The following is a 14,851-nucleotide window of genomic DNA, read 5'->3' on the forward strand; positions in this document are numbered from 1 at the left end:
GCGCGGCGGGCATCGGGAGCTTCCAATGACGCAAGATTTTCCCCCGGACATCGGCAAACTGCAGTCCGAAATGAACGCCGCGGTGAAGGCGCACTGGAAGGCGTTTCTGTTCGAAGGCATCGTGCTCGCCCTGCTCGGCCTGGCCGCGATGATCGTGCCGCCGCTGGCAAGCCTCGCCGTCACCATCTTCCTCGGCTGGATGTTTCTGATCAGCGGCATTGCCGGGCTGTTCGTCACCTACTGGGCGCGGCAGATGCCGGGTTTCTGGTGGTCGCTGTTTTCGGCGGCGCTGGCCATTCTCGCCGGCGGGATTTTGCTGGCACGGCCGGTGCAAGGCGCCCTCACGCTCACCATCGTGGTCGGCGCGTATTTTCTGGCCGAGGGCGTCGTCACCATCATGTACGCGCTGGAGCACCGCCGCGAATTGTCGGAGCGCTGGTCCTGGCTGCTGATTTCGGGCGTGATGGACCTCCTGATCGCCTTCATCATCGTCGCCGGTCTGCCGGGTTCGGCGGAATGGGCGATCGGCCTCCTGGTCGGGATCAACCTCGTGCTCGGCGGCGCCTCGCTGGTCGGCATGGCGCTCGCCGCGCGCAAATCTTGACACGGATTATGGGGTGACAAGCCCGAATGGCTGGGCTATAGAGCCAGCCATGATCATGATCGCCGCCAGCAACTTTTGGTATTTTAGCTACGACAGCTCGCTGGCGGTGGGAGGATCGCGCTCAATCTGACGAATTGAAGCATAAGTCCGAACAGCCGCCAGACCTGGCGGCTTTTTTGTTGGCCGGCAGGTTTCCTTCAAACAGGAGCCATAGCCGTGTTGAGCACCACCGACGACCTTCGAATTCGCGAACTGAAAGAGCTGAGTACGCCGCAGGAGGTGATGGGTGAGATACCGCGCACCTTGACCGCGACGCGCGTCGTGATGGCGGCGCGCAATGCCATCCACGCCATCCTGCACGGCACCGACGACCGCCTGCTGGTCGTCGTCGGTCCCTGCTCGGTTCACGATCCGGCTGCGGCCGTTGATTACGCCGAGCGGCTCGCTTCGCTCCGCGAAAAGCTCTCCGATCGCCTCGAAATCGTGATGCGTGTCTATTTCGAGAAGCCGCGCACCACTGTCGGATGGAAGGGACTGATCAACGACCCCAATCTCGATGGCTCCTTCGACATTAACAGGGGTCTGCGGCTCGCCCGCAACGTGCTGTCGGCGGTGAACAATCTCGGCCTGCCGGCCGGGACCGAATTCCTCGACATGACGACGCCGCAATACATTGCCGACCTGATGGCGTGGGCGGCGATCGGCGCGCGCACCACCGAGAGCCAGATCCATCGCGAGCTTGCTTCGGGGCTATCCTGCCCGGTCGGCTTCAAGAACGGTACCGACGGCAATATCCGCATCGCGGCCGATGCGGTGAAGTCGGCCTCGCATCCGCATCATTTCATGGCTGTCACCAAGGGCGGACGCTCGGCGATTGCGGCGACCACCGGCAACGAGGACTGCCACATCATCCTGCGCGGCGGCAACAAGCCGAACTACGACCGGGAAAGCGTCGATGCCGCGTGCGTCGAACTTACCCGTGCCGGTGTGGCGCCGCGGATCATGATCGACACCAGCCACGCCAACAGCAACAAGAAGCCGGAGAACCAGCCGCTGGTGGTCGCCGACGTCGCACGACAGATCGCGGATGGCGAGCAGCGCATCACCGGCGTCATGATCGAGAGCAATCTCGTGGCCGGCCGCCAGGACGTGGTGCCGGGCAAGCCCCTGACCTATGGGCAGAGCATCACCGACGGCTGCATCGATTGGGAGACGACGGTGTCGGCGCTGAACATGCTGGCTGATGCCGTGGCGACGCGCCGGAACGTGCCATCGCGATTACGGGAGGAGCGTTCGGCCTAGCTGCGCGGGCCAATGATAGCAAGCAGGGCGCGGTCTGCGCGCCCTGCCCTCAATCTTTAAACGAAGCTGCACTCCAAGCTTTGCATGGCACTGCACAAGCGCCCGTTCAATTTTGTTGGGCGCGCATGCCGCAGTGGCCTAGCAGCCGCGGCAGATGCTCTTGATCTTGCGGTCGAGCGCTGCGTTCTCCTTGCTCAGCGGATCGTTCGGATCGTTCGTGTTCTTTTCGGGCACGTCGCTGCGGCGGGGCTGACGGTGCCCGATCGGCGCCTCCGGAATCCCTCCGACACTCGGGTTACTCTTTGGCATTGTCGACGTGCCGCCCTGCGCGAACGCAGCAGGCATGCCGATCAGGACCATCAGCGCGACCGACAAGATTGTTCTTTGCATCCTGATTCTCCCGCCTTTTAGAATTCATTTATCGTGTCCGCTCCGGCACGTCGATCGTTGCACAGTTACGGCGTCCCTGAGCGGCGCAGTCCTGCGCCTTTCGTATATCGGCCATGGTGCCAAGCAACCAGATTCCGGCCGCCACCAGCACCACGAAGAAGCCGAGCAGCACGGCGTTTTCGATTCCGCGATGCCCCTCATCTTCCGGCGGCTCCCGCTTCTCCTCGCCGTCCTCCGCCATCGCAGATCACGGCTTGGGCGGATAGAGGTGAACGTCGCCGCAATAGTCGACGATACGATACTGCGCTTCGGAAGATAGTTCACATTCCCCGGAACTTGCATACGACAAATAATTCGGCCCAATCGGCGCCTTTCCATGGCCGCCGGGAACATCGAGCACATATTCCGGCTGGCACAGGCCCGAAACGCGGCCCCGCAGGCTGCGCATCAGTTCCTGCCCCTCTGCGATCGTGGTGCGCAGATGCGCAGTCCCCGGCGCAAGATCGCCGTGATGCAGGTAATAGGGCTTGATCCGATTTTCAACAAAGGCCCGCATCAGTGCTTCCAGCGTCGCGGCATCGTCGTTGACGCCGCGGAGCAGCACCGTCTGGCTCACCAGGGGAATGCCGGTGTCGGCCAGCCGCGCGCAGGCGGCGCGGGCCTCGCCCGAGAATTCGCGCGGATGATTGGCGTGAACGGCGATCCAGGTCGTTGCGCCCTCAACTTTCAATGCCCTGATCATGACGCGATCGATGCGCGCCGGTGCCGCCACCGGCACGCGGGTATGAATACGAACGATTCGGACGTGATCGATGGCAGCGATATCAGTCATGATCTCGGCCAGCCGGCGCGGCGACAGCATCAGCGGATCGCCGCCGGTCAGGATGACTTCCCAGATTTCGTTATTCTTGCGGATATAGTCCAACGCATCGCGATAGGCGGCGTCCGATAGCGCCGTTGCCTTACCCGGCCCGACCATCTCGCGGCGGAAGCAGAAGCGGCAATATACGGCGCAGACATGTACCAGCTTGAACAGCACGCGATCGGGATAGCGATGTACGATGCCGCCAATGGGCGAATGCGCATCGTCGCCGATCGGATCGCCATTCTCGCCGGGTCCGTTCACCAGTTCGAGCGCGCTCGGGATGAACTGCCGCGCGATCGGGTCGTCCGGATTGTCCGCGTCGATCAGGTTGGCGATCTCAGGCGTGACAGCAATGGCGTAGCGCGCGGCGACCCGTTCGAGGTCGGCGAGGTCGGTTGGCTTCGCGAACCCGCGCTCGATGAGATCGGCGGGTTGCCGCAGCGTTGCCAAAAGTTTCGGATCGATCCTGTTCATGTCTCTCCTGCCGGTGGCGTCCACACCACCTGGTCCACCCGCCGCGCGCCGCTTGCCAACATCACCAGCCGGTCGAAACCAAGCGCGACGCCGCTCGACGGCGGCATCGCGGCAACCGCTGCGAGGAAATCCTCATCCAGCGGATAGCGCTCGCCGTAGCGCCGCTCCTTCTCATCCATATCAGCGGCGAAACGGCGGCGCTGTTCGATGGCATCGGTCAATTCACCAAAGCCGTTGGCGAGTTCTACGCCGCCGGCATAGACTTCAAAACGTTCGGCGACGCGCGGATCGGACGCCTTTGTCCGCGCAAGAGCTGCCTCCGGCGCCGGATATTCGAACAAGACGGTCAAACGCCCCTGCCCCAGATTCGGTTCGACATGTTCGACCAGCACTTTGCTGAAAATGTCCGACCAGGTGTCGTCATCGGCGATCCGTAGCCGCGGTGTTGCTGCCGCCGCAAGCGCCGCACGATCGCCCTCGCCATTGCTGATTGTGGCCAACAGATCGATTCCAGCAAAGCGCTCGAATGCGGCTGCCACCGTCAGCCGTTCCGGCTCGGCAAAAGGATCGGCCGTTCTGCCCCGGAACGAGAACTGCTCGATCCCGGTCGCCTGCGCCGCGCGTGCGATCACGACGATGGTGTCGGCCATGACAGCATTATAGCCTGCGTCCGCGCGGTACCATTCCAGCATCGTGAATTCGGGCAGATGCAGATCGCCGCGCTCGCGGTCGCGGAACACGCGCGCGAGCTCGAAAATTTTGGCTTCGCCGGCGGCGAGCAGTTTCTTCGCGGCGAACTCCGGAGAGGTCCGCAAATAGCGCGTCGCACGTGCGCCATCGCGGCTGACGATTTCAGTGCGCGGCGCATGCAGATGCGTCTCATTGCCCGGCGAGACCTGCAAGATGCCGGTTTCCACCTCGGTAAACCCCTGCTCGTCGAACCAGCCTCGCACCGCCCTGGTGATCGCGGCTCGCGCGATCAGGAACGGTCTTCGATCGGCGTGCCGCGCGGCCGACCACCAAGGCGAGGGTTGGTCGGTGTCAACCATCACAGGCGGTTCCGAATCCATCACGCATCTTCCGCGGCGCCAATCAATGTGTTCAGGGAATCGGCAAATACCATTGATATTGTTCGACTTTCTTTGCATCCGACACGATGAGCCGCAGGAGGCGGCAAGGTCCAGCTCCAGCTCGGTCATTTCATGTCGAAAGACGCTCTCCTTGTCCATTCGCCCGATCGATGTCGACACATCCGCTACGGGTCTTCGCGAACCGCTTAACACATTGCTTTCAAGCCCATCAGCAACGGCTGGCCGCATCGTAAAATTGCTTGCCCGACTCGTCATATTTCACGGCGAAATCCGGCCATTTACGGCTTCAAGCAGCTCGCCGGAACGGCCGTAAAACGCTGGCATCGACGGGCAAAATCAGTATGTTGCAGCCCGAAACCGCCTGATTGGCCCTGCGGACACAAATGTCCGGTTCGGCCGAAGGCCAGAAATTCGGGAAAACAGCTTTGAAAGTTATCGCCAGTTCTATTCGCAAGGGCAACGTCATCGAGCAAGACGGCAAGCTCTATGTCGTCCTGTCAGCCGAAAACATCCATCCCGGCAAGGGAACTCCGGTCAGCCAGATCGAAATGCGCCGCATTGGCGACGGCGTGAAGGTATCGGAGCGCTACAAGACCACCGATCAGGTCGAAAAGGCGACCGTCGAGGACCGCAATTTCAACTACCTCTACGAGGATGGCGACGGCTTCCACTTCATGAACGCCGAGACCTATGACCAGGTCCAGGTCTCGAAGGAGATCGTGGGTTCCTCCGCGCCCTACTTGCAGGAAAACATGACCGTGAAGCTGTCGATGCACGACCTGAACCCGGTCGCCATTCAGTTGCCGCAGCGCGCAACCCTGGAAGTTGTGGAGACCGAGCCGGTCACCAAGGGTCAGACCGCGTCTTCCTCCTACAAGCCTGCTATCCTCTCCAACGGCGTGCGCACCTCGGTGCCGCCGCACATCGGAACCGGAACGCGGATCGTGGTGATGACCGAGGACGGCTCCTACGTCGAGCGCGCAAAGGATTAAGACCGCGCCATAGGCTACGGAGCATACGCCGGGGGGCGATGCATTGGATACGAAGGCTGTCCGCTTGCTCTCACGTTGGCTGGCAGCCTTTTGTTTGCTCCCCGCCGGGGTAGCCAACGTTTCCGCCAGCGAGTTCAGAACGCCGTCGATCACGGCCGTTCGCGTCGAATGGCGGGCAGTTCTCGATCAGCTCCGCACCGAGATCAATTCTCGGCCGGCGATCGCGCAGCGCTTCACCTTTGCAGGCCGGCAGCGGATGCCGGCATGGGATTCACGCTCTGCGCCCGCGTTGGTGCAGTTGAACGCGATCAATTCGGCGCTGTTCGCCGGAATCGGCCGCAGTCCGGTGCCGGTGCTGCTGCCGTTCGATACGGCGGCCTATCTCGAGGCCGAGGCCGGTGGCACGCAGACCCCGGCGGTATCGCGCTATCAGGCCGACTTCCGCCCCGTCGATCTCTTTCACGCCGGCCCCTCCGGCTACGACGCGGTGTTTTCACTCGATCCCGGCGCGGGCGCCGGCCTGCCGTCCCGAACCTTTGCCCGGCCGGTCGAGGTGCAGATATCAGGCTCGATGCTTGTCTACGATCTAGCCGATCCGCTCAGCGGCAAAGGCAAGCCGGTCAAGTCGCTGGCGGCGCAATACCCCGACATGCGCCGCTTTATCCGCGAAGGCCATGTGCGCTACGCCTTCACCCGTTTCGGCGTGCCCTATGTGGTGTCGATCCAGTGCCTGGATTCGGCACCGCGGACGCGGCGGCTGGCCTGCCGCGAGGCTTACCCGATCGCCGAGCGTTTCCTGAGGGCGCTGCGCATCGCCGGCGGCAAGCCGGCGCGGCCGAGGTTCGACATTTCCTCCGGTATCGCCGAGCGGCCGACGGCGGCTTCTCCAGACTTCACCTATCACCCGAGCGGCGACATCATTGCGCGCAGCGGCGCGCGCAAGCGCGGCGGTCACGCCGACCTGGCGGTCTATTCGCAGATCCGCTTTCCGCTGGAGAAAGCCCCGGCCCTCGTCAGCTCGCAGCAGTACGGCACGCGCAAATCCGGCGAACGCCAAGGCCCCCATCGAGGCGTCTATCCGTGGCGGGACAATTTTTGCGAAGCCCGCAGTTTCCAGGTCGGGCAATGTGCGGCCGGCTTCGGTCACCAGGGCCAGGACATCCGCCCCGCACCCTGCCCGCCGAACAGCAGCGCCGACAACACCTGCCATCCGCGGAAACAGGCCGTCGTCGCCGTGCGCGACGGCGTCGTGATCCGTTCGCTGAAACAACAGGCGGCAACGCTGCAGATCAACACCAGCAACGAGCACATCCGCTTTCGCTACATGCACATGAACCCGTCAGCCATGGACGCAGACGGCATCCTCAACGGCCGCCGGGTCGCCGAGGGCGAGAAGATCGGTGTCGTCTCCAACTATCTCGATTTCCCCAACGGCACCTCGTACCACCTGCACTTCGACGTGCAGGTGTTCACGCGCGACGGCTGGATCTGGGTCAACCCATACACCACCCTGATCGCATCCTACGAACGGCTGATCCGCGGCCGCGGCCGCGAGATCGGGACCGAGCCGCCGGCGGCGGCTGCCGTGGCGCATGCGTTGCCGAAGGATGTGCTGCGTCACAGCGCACGGAACGGCAGCGAAAATTAGGGCGTGCACCCATAATGACGCAGATGTTGGCCTGTGGGACGAAGCGGAAGCGCGTGTGCAGAGCATTTCCCGAAACTGGGCAGCGCTGCAAATCAGCTTTGGACTGCGTCGGCCGCACCGCAACCGCGTTGCTGCAACCGTCTCAGGCTGCCGCGCGGCCTGCCTGCCAGAGCGCGAGCACCTCTTGGCGCCCGAGGCCGCGTGTAATGAACACGATACGCGAGCGCCGGTCGGCGTCGGGCCATTGGGCAAGCGCCACCGGCGGATGGAAGACATGGTGCACGCCGTGGACCACGACCGGCGTCGGCTCACCGCGGAGGTTGAGAATCCCTTTGACCCGCAGCAGGTCTTCTCCGCGCGTGCTGCGCAGACGCGCCAGCCATTGCGAAACCGCCATCCAGTCGAGGGGTTGGTCGAACGCGAGCATGAAGCTATCGATCGAAGCATCGTGGCCGTGATGGCCGTGCTCGTGCGCCGCCTCGCAGGAACCGGCGAAGGCCTGCTCGTTGAGCCAGCGCCTAACGTCGACCGTTTTCTTCTCAGGATCGATCAGGCCGGCACCGAACAGCTGGGCCGGATCGATCTCGCCGTGCATCACGCTTTCGATCCTGGCACCGGGATTAAGCCGGTTCAGACGCAATTCCAGTGCGTCAATGTTATTGACCAAATCACGCTTGGTGATCAGCAGCCGGTCGGCAAGCGCCACCTGTTTCACCGCCTCGTACTGACGGTCGAGTTGATGAGATGCGTTGACGGCGTCAACCGTCGTCACGACGGTATCGAGCCGCAGGAAATGCGAGACCAATGGATTGTTCAAGAGCAGCTGCACGATCGGCGCGGGATCTGCCAGGCCCGTGGTCTCGACGAGAATACGGCGAAATGGCGGCACCTCGCTGCGGTCGCGCCGCACCAGGAGTGTGCGCAGCGTCTCCTCGAGGTCGCTGCGGATAGTGCAGCAAATACAACCGCTCGCGAGCACGGCCACCTCGCCATCGACACGCTCGACCAGGAGATGGTCGAGACCGACTTCGCCGTATTCGTTGATGATAACCGCGCTGTCTTTCATGGCGTCGTCGCGTAGTACGCGATTGAGCAGCGTGGTCTTGCCGCTGCCGAGAAACCCGGTGATCAATGATACCGGAAACCGTTCGGCGGACTTGTCGCTCTCGAATAAGCTCATCGGCGTCCTCATCTCAACCGTCTTATTTTTGTCGCTGGACATCAGCCTAGCGGAGGAGGAGCATCAGAAAAACATTTTTTAAGCCCGGTTTCTCTGGGCACAAACCTGGGAGGGAACGATGGACAACGAAATCAAGGGCGAAGAGCAGAAAGGCGGGATGGCAGAAACCGATCGCCGAACTTTGCTCCGCACAGCAGGCCTCGCTGGCGCGGCGGGGGCGGCATTCGCGGGCACGGTTCACGGCAAGTTCTCGCTTGCGCCGATCACCGCGGCCCAGGCGCAGACAACCACCTCCATGCCTAAGGGTGTCGACAAGCCATGGTGGCCCTCAAAATGGGGCAAGGATGACGAGGCCGGCGCATCCAACCACATCACGCCAGCGAAGGTCCTCGACGCGGTCAAATGGATCAGGGATGGCAAAATCTACAAGATCGGTCGCGTCTACGAACAGGGTATGCCGCTTTTCGGCGCGCGTGCGTTCTCGCTGCGCATTCCCGGTGGCCCGACCGGCGGCCCGTTCGGCGACAACAAGCTTGTGTATCATGACGAATTTCTCGCCACGGAGATCGGCCAGACCGGCACGCAGTTCGACGGCCTCGGTCATATCGGCATCCAGATGGGCAAGGACGGCGACAAGAGCGAGATGCGGTTCTACAACGGCTTCACCGCCGCAGAGATCAGCGACGCATACGGTCTCAAGAAGCTCGGCACTGAGAAACTGAAGCCGCTCTTCACCCGCGCTCATCTGATCGACATGGTCGCGCTCAAGGGCGGGATGATGGACGCCGGCCAGGAGATCACCTCGGCTGATATCAAGGCGGCGCTGCAGAAGCAGAACATCCCCGAGAGCGACATCAAGCCGGGCGACGCGATCATGTTCCATACCGGCTGGGGCTCGCTGTGGATGAAGAACAATGATCGCTTCAACAGCGGAGAGCCGGGCATCGGCCTCGACGCCGCCAAATGGGTGATCGAAAAGGACCTCGCGCTGACCGCGGCTGACACCTGGGCAGTCGAAGTGGTGCCCAATCCCGACAAGTCGCTCGCATTTGCGGTCCATTCCGAGCTGCAGACCAAGCACGGCATCCTCAACCACGAGAACCTGATCTTCGACGAACTCGTCGCCGACAAGAAGTATCAGTTCGTCTATTGCTTCACGCCAGCTCCGATCAAGGGCGCCACAGGAAGCAACGGCTGCCCGATCGCGATTACATGACGAGGTCGTATTGGCGCGTGGGCGGGCGGACCGCCCACGCCGCCTTCGGTCTTACGAAGCCGCCGCCCCCACCGCCGGCTTCCGCGCCGGCGGCGTCCAGCGAAACGCGGCACCGAACCTGTTCCAGACATTGATCGACGCCACAGCCGACGTGAGATAGGCGAGCTCCTTCTCCGAGAATTCCGCGCTCGCCTGCGCATAGACTTCGTCGCTGACGCCCTCTGCGAGCAACGTCAGCGCCTCCGTCCACGCCAGCGCAGCGCGCTCTCGCGGCGTAAACTGCGGCGCTTCGCGCCATACCACCACCAGATTGAGCTTGTCGGTGGGCACGCCGAGTTTCTCGCTCTCCAGGATGTGATACTGCACGCAGAAGGCGCAGCCGTTGATCTGCGAGGCGCGCAGCTTGATCAGCTCGAGCAACTGCTTGTCCATGCCCGTCTTGCCCGCAACCTGGCTGAGCGCCAGCACGGCCTCGTAGGCGTCCGGCGTCAGCGACATGAAATCTTTGTATTCCTTGCGGGCGTGTGACATCTTTTTTGCCTCATGTTATCAGTGCTCTGATTAATTATAAGAGCACTGATATGTCGCGCAAGATCGGAACTTCGGCGAGGGCACGATCGCGCGGATCGCAAAATGCGCGCGCTCGAAAAACGAGAAATCGTGAAAGACCAGCCGCGCGGAAAACCGCCATCCGCAGCCGCATGAAATCCGCCGAAGGTCCTCCATTCGCGGCGATCCGCCCGCCGGCGCCCGGCGAGGGCAAGCGCGGCGAGCAAGGCTACCTCGCCTATCTGCTTCGGCAGGCCCAGGCCGCGACACGGCTGGCGATGGAGCGGTCGCTGGCCGAGCTCGGCGTCACCTCGCCGCAATTCGTGGTGCTGACGATGCTCGGGGCCTATCCCGGCCTGTCCGGCGCGGAGCTCGCGCGGGTGGCAATGCTGACGCCGCAGACCGCAGGCGTCATCATCCGCAACCTCGAGCGCGATGGCGCCATCAGGAGGACCCCGCACCCGATCCATGGCCGGGTGCTGCAATGGACGGTGACGCGGCGGGGCGCTGCGCTACTCGACAAATGCCGGCGGCACGCGCAAGCGATCGAGCGGCGGCTGGCGGCGGGGCTTTCCGCCAACGCCCAGCGCCTGATCCGCCGCTGGCTGGCCAGAATCGCCGCGGATTTGTGATGGAAGTGCCGGTTCCCGCGGCGTCATGGCTTTTGGCGCCGGCCCGCTACGCCGCTAGACTGCGGGTATGAAACAGCCTGATTCCCGGAAAGCCCCAACCCGCCGCGCGGTGCTGCAGGGCGGCATCGGTGCCGGCGCCCTGCTCGCAACGAGCCTTCCCGCGTTGGCCGCGCCGCCCGGCTTCGACCAATGGCGCAACAATTTCCGCGCGCGCGCCCTGGCAAAGGGCATTTCGGACGCGACCTGGACGCGGGTGATGGGGCGCATCGAGCCCGACATGAGCGTGTTCCGGCAGATGCAGAAGCAGCCGGAATTCCACGAGCAGATCTGGCAATACATCAACCGCCGCGTCTCCGACTGGCGCATCATCAACGGCCGCGAAGCGCTCCGGAAACACGAGGCGCTGTTCGCTCGCATCGAACGGGATTTTGGTGTCGAGCGCGGCACGCTGCTGGCGCTATGGGGCGTTGAATCGGCCTATGGCGATCCGCTGGTGCAGCAGAACCATATGCGCCCGATCTTTCCGGCGCTCGCAGCGCTGGCCTGGAACGAGTCGCGCCGCCGCGCCTATTGGGAAACCGAGCTGATCAACGCATTGAAGATCGTCGACCGCGGCTGGGGCACGCCGGAGGAAATGCGGGGATCCTGGGCCGGCGCGATGGGCCACACACAGTGGATGCCGGAAGTCTGGCTCAATGTCGGCACGGACTACGACAAGGACGGCCGCGTCTCGCCGTTCGGCAAGCCGGACGACGCGCTCGGCTCCAGCGCGCGCTATCTGCTCAACCGCGGCAAGTATCACCGCGGCGAGCATTGGGGCTACGAAGTCCGCACGTCCGGCGGCTCGTCAAGCGGCAGCCGGACCTACGCGGCATGGGCCAGCGCCGGCGTCACGCGCGCCGACGGCAAGCCGTTTCCGCAGCCGAACGCATCGGCGCAGATGTGGGTGCCGGTCGCCGGCGGCCCCGCGTTCCTGCTCGGCCCCAACTTCTATTCGGTGAGGAGCTACAACCCGTCGATGAACTACGCGCTCGCGATCTGCCATCTCGGCGATCGCATTTTGGGCGCGCCGCCCTTTATCCAGCCCTTCCCCGGCTCCGAACGCGCGCTGACGCTCGCCGAAGTGCAGGAGCTGCAGACCCGGCTGACCAAAGCCGGCTTCGACACCGGCGGCACCGACGGCCGCGTCGGCAACGACACGATGAAGGCGGTGAAGGATTACCAGACCAAGATGGGCCTGCTGCCGGCGGATGGTTACGGCGGGCTCAAGGTGCTGGCGCGGTTGAGGCAGGGCGGGTAGCGACCAGCTTCAACCTCGCGCGGTTCGGCCGCGCCCTCTCCGTCGATTCTGCAGTCAAGCTGCCTCCAGCGGTTCGGCTTCCTTCGCCAGCCGGTCCACAAGATCATCCACTGCGCGTTCGGCCGCGGCGATCGACGCCTTCAAGCGTTCACCTCCGAACTCGTCATACTCGATGGCGATGCTGTAGAAGTCGGTGACGCCGAGGAAGCCGAACACGTCGCGCACCGACCCTTCGACATGGTTGATGTGCGCGATCCGTCCGCCCGGATCGTAGCCGTAATCGCCCCGCGAACTGAGCATGATGAGACGTTTACCCTTAGCCAGTAGCTGCGAATAAGGATCGTCTGGCCGGGCACGGTCAAAGCCGAAAGTGCGACCGACCCGCACGATATTGTCGACATACGCCTTGAACTGCGCCGGCATTCCAAAATTGTACATCGGCACGCCAGCCACGATCAAATCTGCGGCGATGAGTTCATCGACCAATGCGTCGCTTTCCGCCAGCACATCATTCATCCACGGCTCGCGCAGCTCAGGCTTGGTGAAGGCCGCACCGATCCATTTTTCGGTGACGGGATGCGGTGGTGATTGGCCGACATCCCGATCGGTCACGAGGTCATTCGGCCGGCACTGCAGCCAACGCTGCACGAAGCGTTCGGTGAGGCGGCGCGTGTGCGACCCGCGAGGGAACCGGTCCGATCGGTCAGGTCGCGCACTGGCGTCAATCCGTAGCAGGTTCATGGCATATCTCCTTTCATCCTTGTTCGGTTAGATGGATCGGGCCGAATGCATTGACAAACACAAATTGCTCATCACATGGATGAGCTACATTCATCTATTAGGTCCCGCCGATGAGACGTCTTCCACCGCTGTCCGGACTGCGGGCGTTCGAAGCCGCCGCGCGGCATCTGAGTTTCAAGCGTGCGGCTCAGGAGCTGCACGTGACGCCGACCGCCATCAGCCATCAGGTTCGGCAGTTGGAAGAGGTGATTGGCGTGACGCTGTTCGAGCGGCGGACGCGTCAGGTCCTATTGACCGCGGAAGGGCAAGTCCTGCTGCCGGTTCTGCGCGACGGCTTCGACTCCTTCGCACGTGTCGTCGAAGGATTGAGCCGCAGGCAGCGCCGCGCGACGGTGACACTTTCGGCCACTCCCGCGTTCACCGCCAAGTGGCTGGTGCCGCGCATCGCGGGCTTTCACAACGCAAGACCTGACATTGACCTCACGCTGCTGGCGACCCTGGAAGTCGTGGACCTTAATTCGGGTGCCGCGGACCTTGCGTTGCGCTATGGCCCTGGTCCTTATCCCGATCTGAGCGCCGAACCGTTGGCGATCGATCGTTTTGCGCCAGTGGCAAGTCCGCGTCTTGGTCTGAAGAAGCCGGCCGATCTGCACTCAGCGACCTTGCTGCATTTCGACTGGCGCCGCAGCGATAGCGGCAATCCGACCTGGCGGCGCTGGCTGAAGATCGCGGGTATCGACGGTATCGATGCACGGGCCGGGCTCCGCTTCAGCGATGAGACCCACGCGATCCAGGCCGCCGTCGCCGGCACCGGGGTTGCGTTGCACAGTCTGCTGCTGGTGTCGGAGGAACTGGCGACCAAAACGCTGGTCGTGCCATTCGGCCCGGAAATCGAAGGCTTCACCCTGCATCTTGTGCGCGGCTCCCGGAGACCCCTGACCGAAGCGATCGAAGCAACGCAGGCCTGGTTGCGCGCGCAATTCGCCAAAAGCTCACCTCCACGCTGATGCACGCGCGCGTGGCGCAGTCGATCACTGCTGCCCGCGTTTTCGTCTATTCCCTGCGCGCAACCCCACCCGCGTTCATGCCGCCGTCGATGACGAGCTCCGTGCCCGTCACGTAGCGCGAAGCATCGGATGCCAGATACAGCACACCCTGCGCAATCTCCTCGGCCTGCCCGGCGCGGCCGAGCGGCGTTGCCATTTTCGCGCGCTCCTCCGGATCGATCGGGGCGTTCTGCCCGCTGCCTGTGGCACCCACCGGAATCTTGCCCCAGATCGGCGTGTCGATGATGCCGGGATGCACCGAGTTGACGCGGATACCGTCGCCGAACGTCGCGCATTCCATCGCGATCGCCTTGGCGAACAGCCGCACACCGCCCTTGGTCGCGCAATAGCCGGAAAGCCCGGCCGCACCGCGCAGGCCGGCCAGCGACGACATCATGATGACGGAGCCGCCGCCCGTCTTGCGCATCACAGGCAGGCAGTGCTTCACCGACAGGAACACGCCGTCGAGATTGATCGCGGTCTGCCGCCGCCAATCTGCCAGTGACATCTCGGTGATCGACGGCACCGAAATGCCGATGCCGGCGTTCGAGACCAGCACGTCGAGCCGGTCATAGCGTTTCATGATTTCGGCCACGACTTCGATCCAGCGTTCCTCGCTGGTGACGTCGTGATGCCAAAAACTCGCCTCGCCACCCGCCTTCTTGATTCGCGCGACGACCTCGGGGCCTCTCAAATCGTCGACATCGGTCACCGCGACAGAGGCGCCCTCGCGCGCCAGCAATTCGCAAACCGCTTCGCCAATGCCGGATGCGCCACCGGTCACCAATGCGACCTTGCCCTGAACCTGCCCTGTCATTTCT

The 14,851-nt window shown here is 63.4% G+C and carries 16 protein-coding genes; 8 read left to right on the top strand and 8 right to left on the bottom strand.

Going from position 1 to position 14,851, the window contains the following annotated elements:
• Window positions 1–25: 25 nt before the first annotated feature.
• Together LMTR13_RS21175 and LMTR13_RS21180 are read left to right on the top strand one after the other, a co-directional pair.
• Entirely contained in the window at window positions 26–604 is a 579-nt protein-coding gene (locus LMTR13_RS21175) for an HdeD family acid-resistance protein (protein ID WP_065729520.1), read from the top strand.
• A gap of 216 nt (window positions 605–820) precedes the next feature.
• Entirely contained in the window at window positions 821–1,906 is a 1,086-nt protein-coding gene (locus LMTR13_RS21180; protein WP_065729521.1) for a 3-deoxy-7-phosphoheptulonate synthase, read from the top strand.
• A gap of 138 nt (window positions 1,907–2,044) precedes the next feature.
• Here the strand turns inward: LMTR13_RS21180 and LMTR13_RS21185 are convergent, their stop codons facing one another.
• The 4 genes from LMTR13_RS21185 to epmA are packed head-to-tail and all read right to left on the bottom strand — an operon-like array spanning window position 2,045 to window position 4,684.
• Window positions 2,045–2,296 (bottom strand): hypothetical protein, encoded by a 252-nt coding sequence (locus tag LMTR13_RS21185; RefSeq protein ID WP_065729522.1) that lies wholly within the window; start codon window positions 2,294–2,296, stop codon window positions 2,045–2,047.
• A gap of 28 nt (window positions 2,297–2,324) precedes the next feature.
• On the bottom strand, window positions 2,325–2,537 hold the full coding sequence (locus LMTR13_RS21190) for a hypothetical protein (RefSeq protein ID WP_065729523.1): 213 nt from the start codon (window positions 2,535–2,537) through the stop codon (window positions 2,325–2,327).
• Between the two features lie 6 nt (window positions 2,538–2,543).
• Window positions 2,544–3,635, bottom strand: coding sequence for a lysine-2,3-aminomutase-like protein (locus LMTR13_RS21195; RefSeq protein WP_065729524.1), 1,092 nt, complete (start codon window positions 3,633–3,635; stop codon window positions 2,544–2,546).
• Window positions 3,632–4,684 carry an EF-P lysine aminoacylase EpmA gene (gene epmA / locus LMTR13_RS21200; RefSeq protein ID WP_065732857.1) on the bottom strand — a complete coding sequence of 351 codons (1,053 nt, stop codon included), beginning with the start codon at window positions 4,682–4,684 and terminating at the stop codon, window positions 3,632–3,634. Before epmA ends, LMTR13_RS21195 begins: the two co-directional genes overlap by 4 nt.
• A gap of 467 nt (window positions 4,685–5,151) precedes the next feature.
• On the opposite strand from epmA, the gene efp reads away from it, so the two are divergent.
• A complete protein-coding gene (gene efp / locus LMTR13_RS21205; protein ID WP_057863529.1) occupies window positions 5,152–5,718 on the top strand; it encodes an elongation factor P in 567 nt (188 codons plus the stop codon).
• A 43-nt stretch (window positions 5,719–5,761) separates the two neighbouring features.
• Complete coding sequence (locus tag LMTR13_RS21210) at window positions 5,762–7,366, top strand: M23 family metallopeptidase (protein ID WP_065729525.1); 1,605 nt, start codon at window positions 5,762–5,764, stop codon at window positions 7,364–7,366.
• Between the two features lie 142 nt (window positions 7,367–7,508).
• On the opposite strand, the gene LMTR13_RS21215 is transcribed toward LMTR13_RS21210, so the two are convergent.
• Window positions 7,509–8,588 carry a CobW family GTP-binding protein gene (locus LMTR13_RS21215; protein WP_236843042.1) on the bottom strand — a complete coding sequence of 360 codons (1,080 nt, stop codon included), beginning with the start codon at window positions 8,586–8,588 and terminating at the stop codon, window positions 7,509–7,511.
• Window positions 8,589–8,664: 76 nt separating this feature from the next.
• Between LMTR13_RS21215 and LMTR13_RS21220 the strand changes: the two genes are divergently transcribed.
• Complete coding sequence (locus tag LMTR13_RS21220; RefSeq protein ID WP_065729526.1) at window positions 8,665–9,762, top strand: cyclase family protein; 1,098 nt, start codon at window positions 8,665–8,667, stop codon at window positions 9,760–9,762.
• A 51-nt stretch (window positions 9,763–9,813) separates the two neighbouring features.
• Here the strand turns inward: LMTR13_RS21220 and LMTR13_RS21225 are convergent, their stop codons facing one another.
• Window positions 9,814–10,293, bottom strand: coding sequence for a carboxymuconolactone decarboxylase family protein (locus LMTR13_RS21225; protein ID WP_065729527.1), 480 nt, complete (start codon window positions 10,291–10,293; stop codon window positions 9,814–9,816).
• Between the two features lie 170 nt (window positions 10,294–10,463).
• Here LMTR13_RS21225 and LMTR13_RS21230 point away from each other — a divergent pair, with 170 nt between their 5' ends.
• A complete protein-coding gene (locus tag LMTR13_RS21230) occupies window positions 10,464–10,943 on the top strand; it encodes a MarR family winged helix-turn-helix transcriptional regulator (protein ID WP_065729528.1) in 480 nt (159 codons plus the stop codon).
• A 67-nt stretch (window positions 10,944–11,010) separates the two neighbouring features.
• Window positions 11,011–12,243 (top strand): lytic murein transglycosylase, encoded by a 1,233-nt coding sequence (locus LMTR13_RS21235; RefSeq protein ID WP_065729529.1) that lies wholly within the window; start codon window positions 11,011–11,013, stop codon window positions 12,241–12,243.
• A 54-nt stretch (window positions 12,244–12,297) separates the two neighbouring features.
• Here LMTR13_RS21235 and LMTR13_RS21240 read toward each other — a convergent pair whose 3' ends face one another.
• Entirely contained in the window at window positions 12,298–12,984 is a 687-nt protein-coding gene (locus LMTR13_RS21240) for an FMN-dependent NADH-azoreductase (protein WP_065729530.1), read from the bottom strand.
• Between the two features lie 110 nt (window positions 12,985–13,094).
• Here LMTR13_RS21240 and LMTR13_RS21245 point away from each other — a divergent pair, with 110 nt between their 5' ends.
• Window positions 13,095–13,991, top strand: coding sequence for a LysR substrate-binding domain-containing protein (locus tag LMTR13_RS21245; RefSeq protein WP_065729531.1), 897 nt, complete (start codon window positions 13,095–13,097; stop codon window positions 13,989–13,991).
• Between the two features lie 46 nt (window positions 13,992–14,037).
• Here LMTR13_RS21245 and LMTR13_RS21250 read toward each other — a convergent pair whose 3' ends face one another.
• Window positions 14,038–14,847 carry an SDR family NAD(P)-dependent oxidoreductase gene (locus tag LMTR13_RS21250; protein WP_065729532.1) on the bottom strand — a complete coding sequence of 270 codons (810 nt, stop codon included), beginning with the start codon at window positions 14,845–14,847 and terminating at the stop codon, window positions 14,038–14,040.
• Window positions 14,848–14,851 lie beyond the last annotated feature (4 nt).

It is taken from the genome of Bradyrhizobium icense (genome assembly GCF_001693385.1).
GTDB lineage: Bacteria > Pseudomonadota > Alphaproteobacteria > Rhizobiales > Xanthobacteraceae > Bradyrhizobium > Bradyrhizobium icense.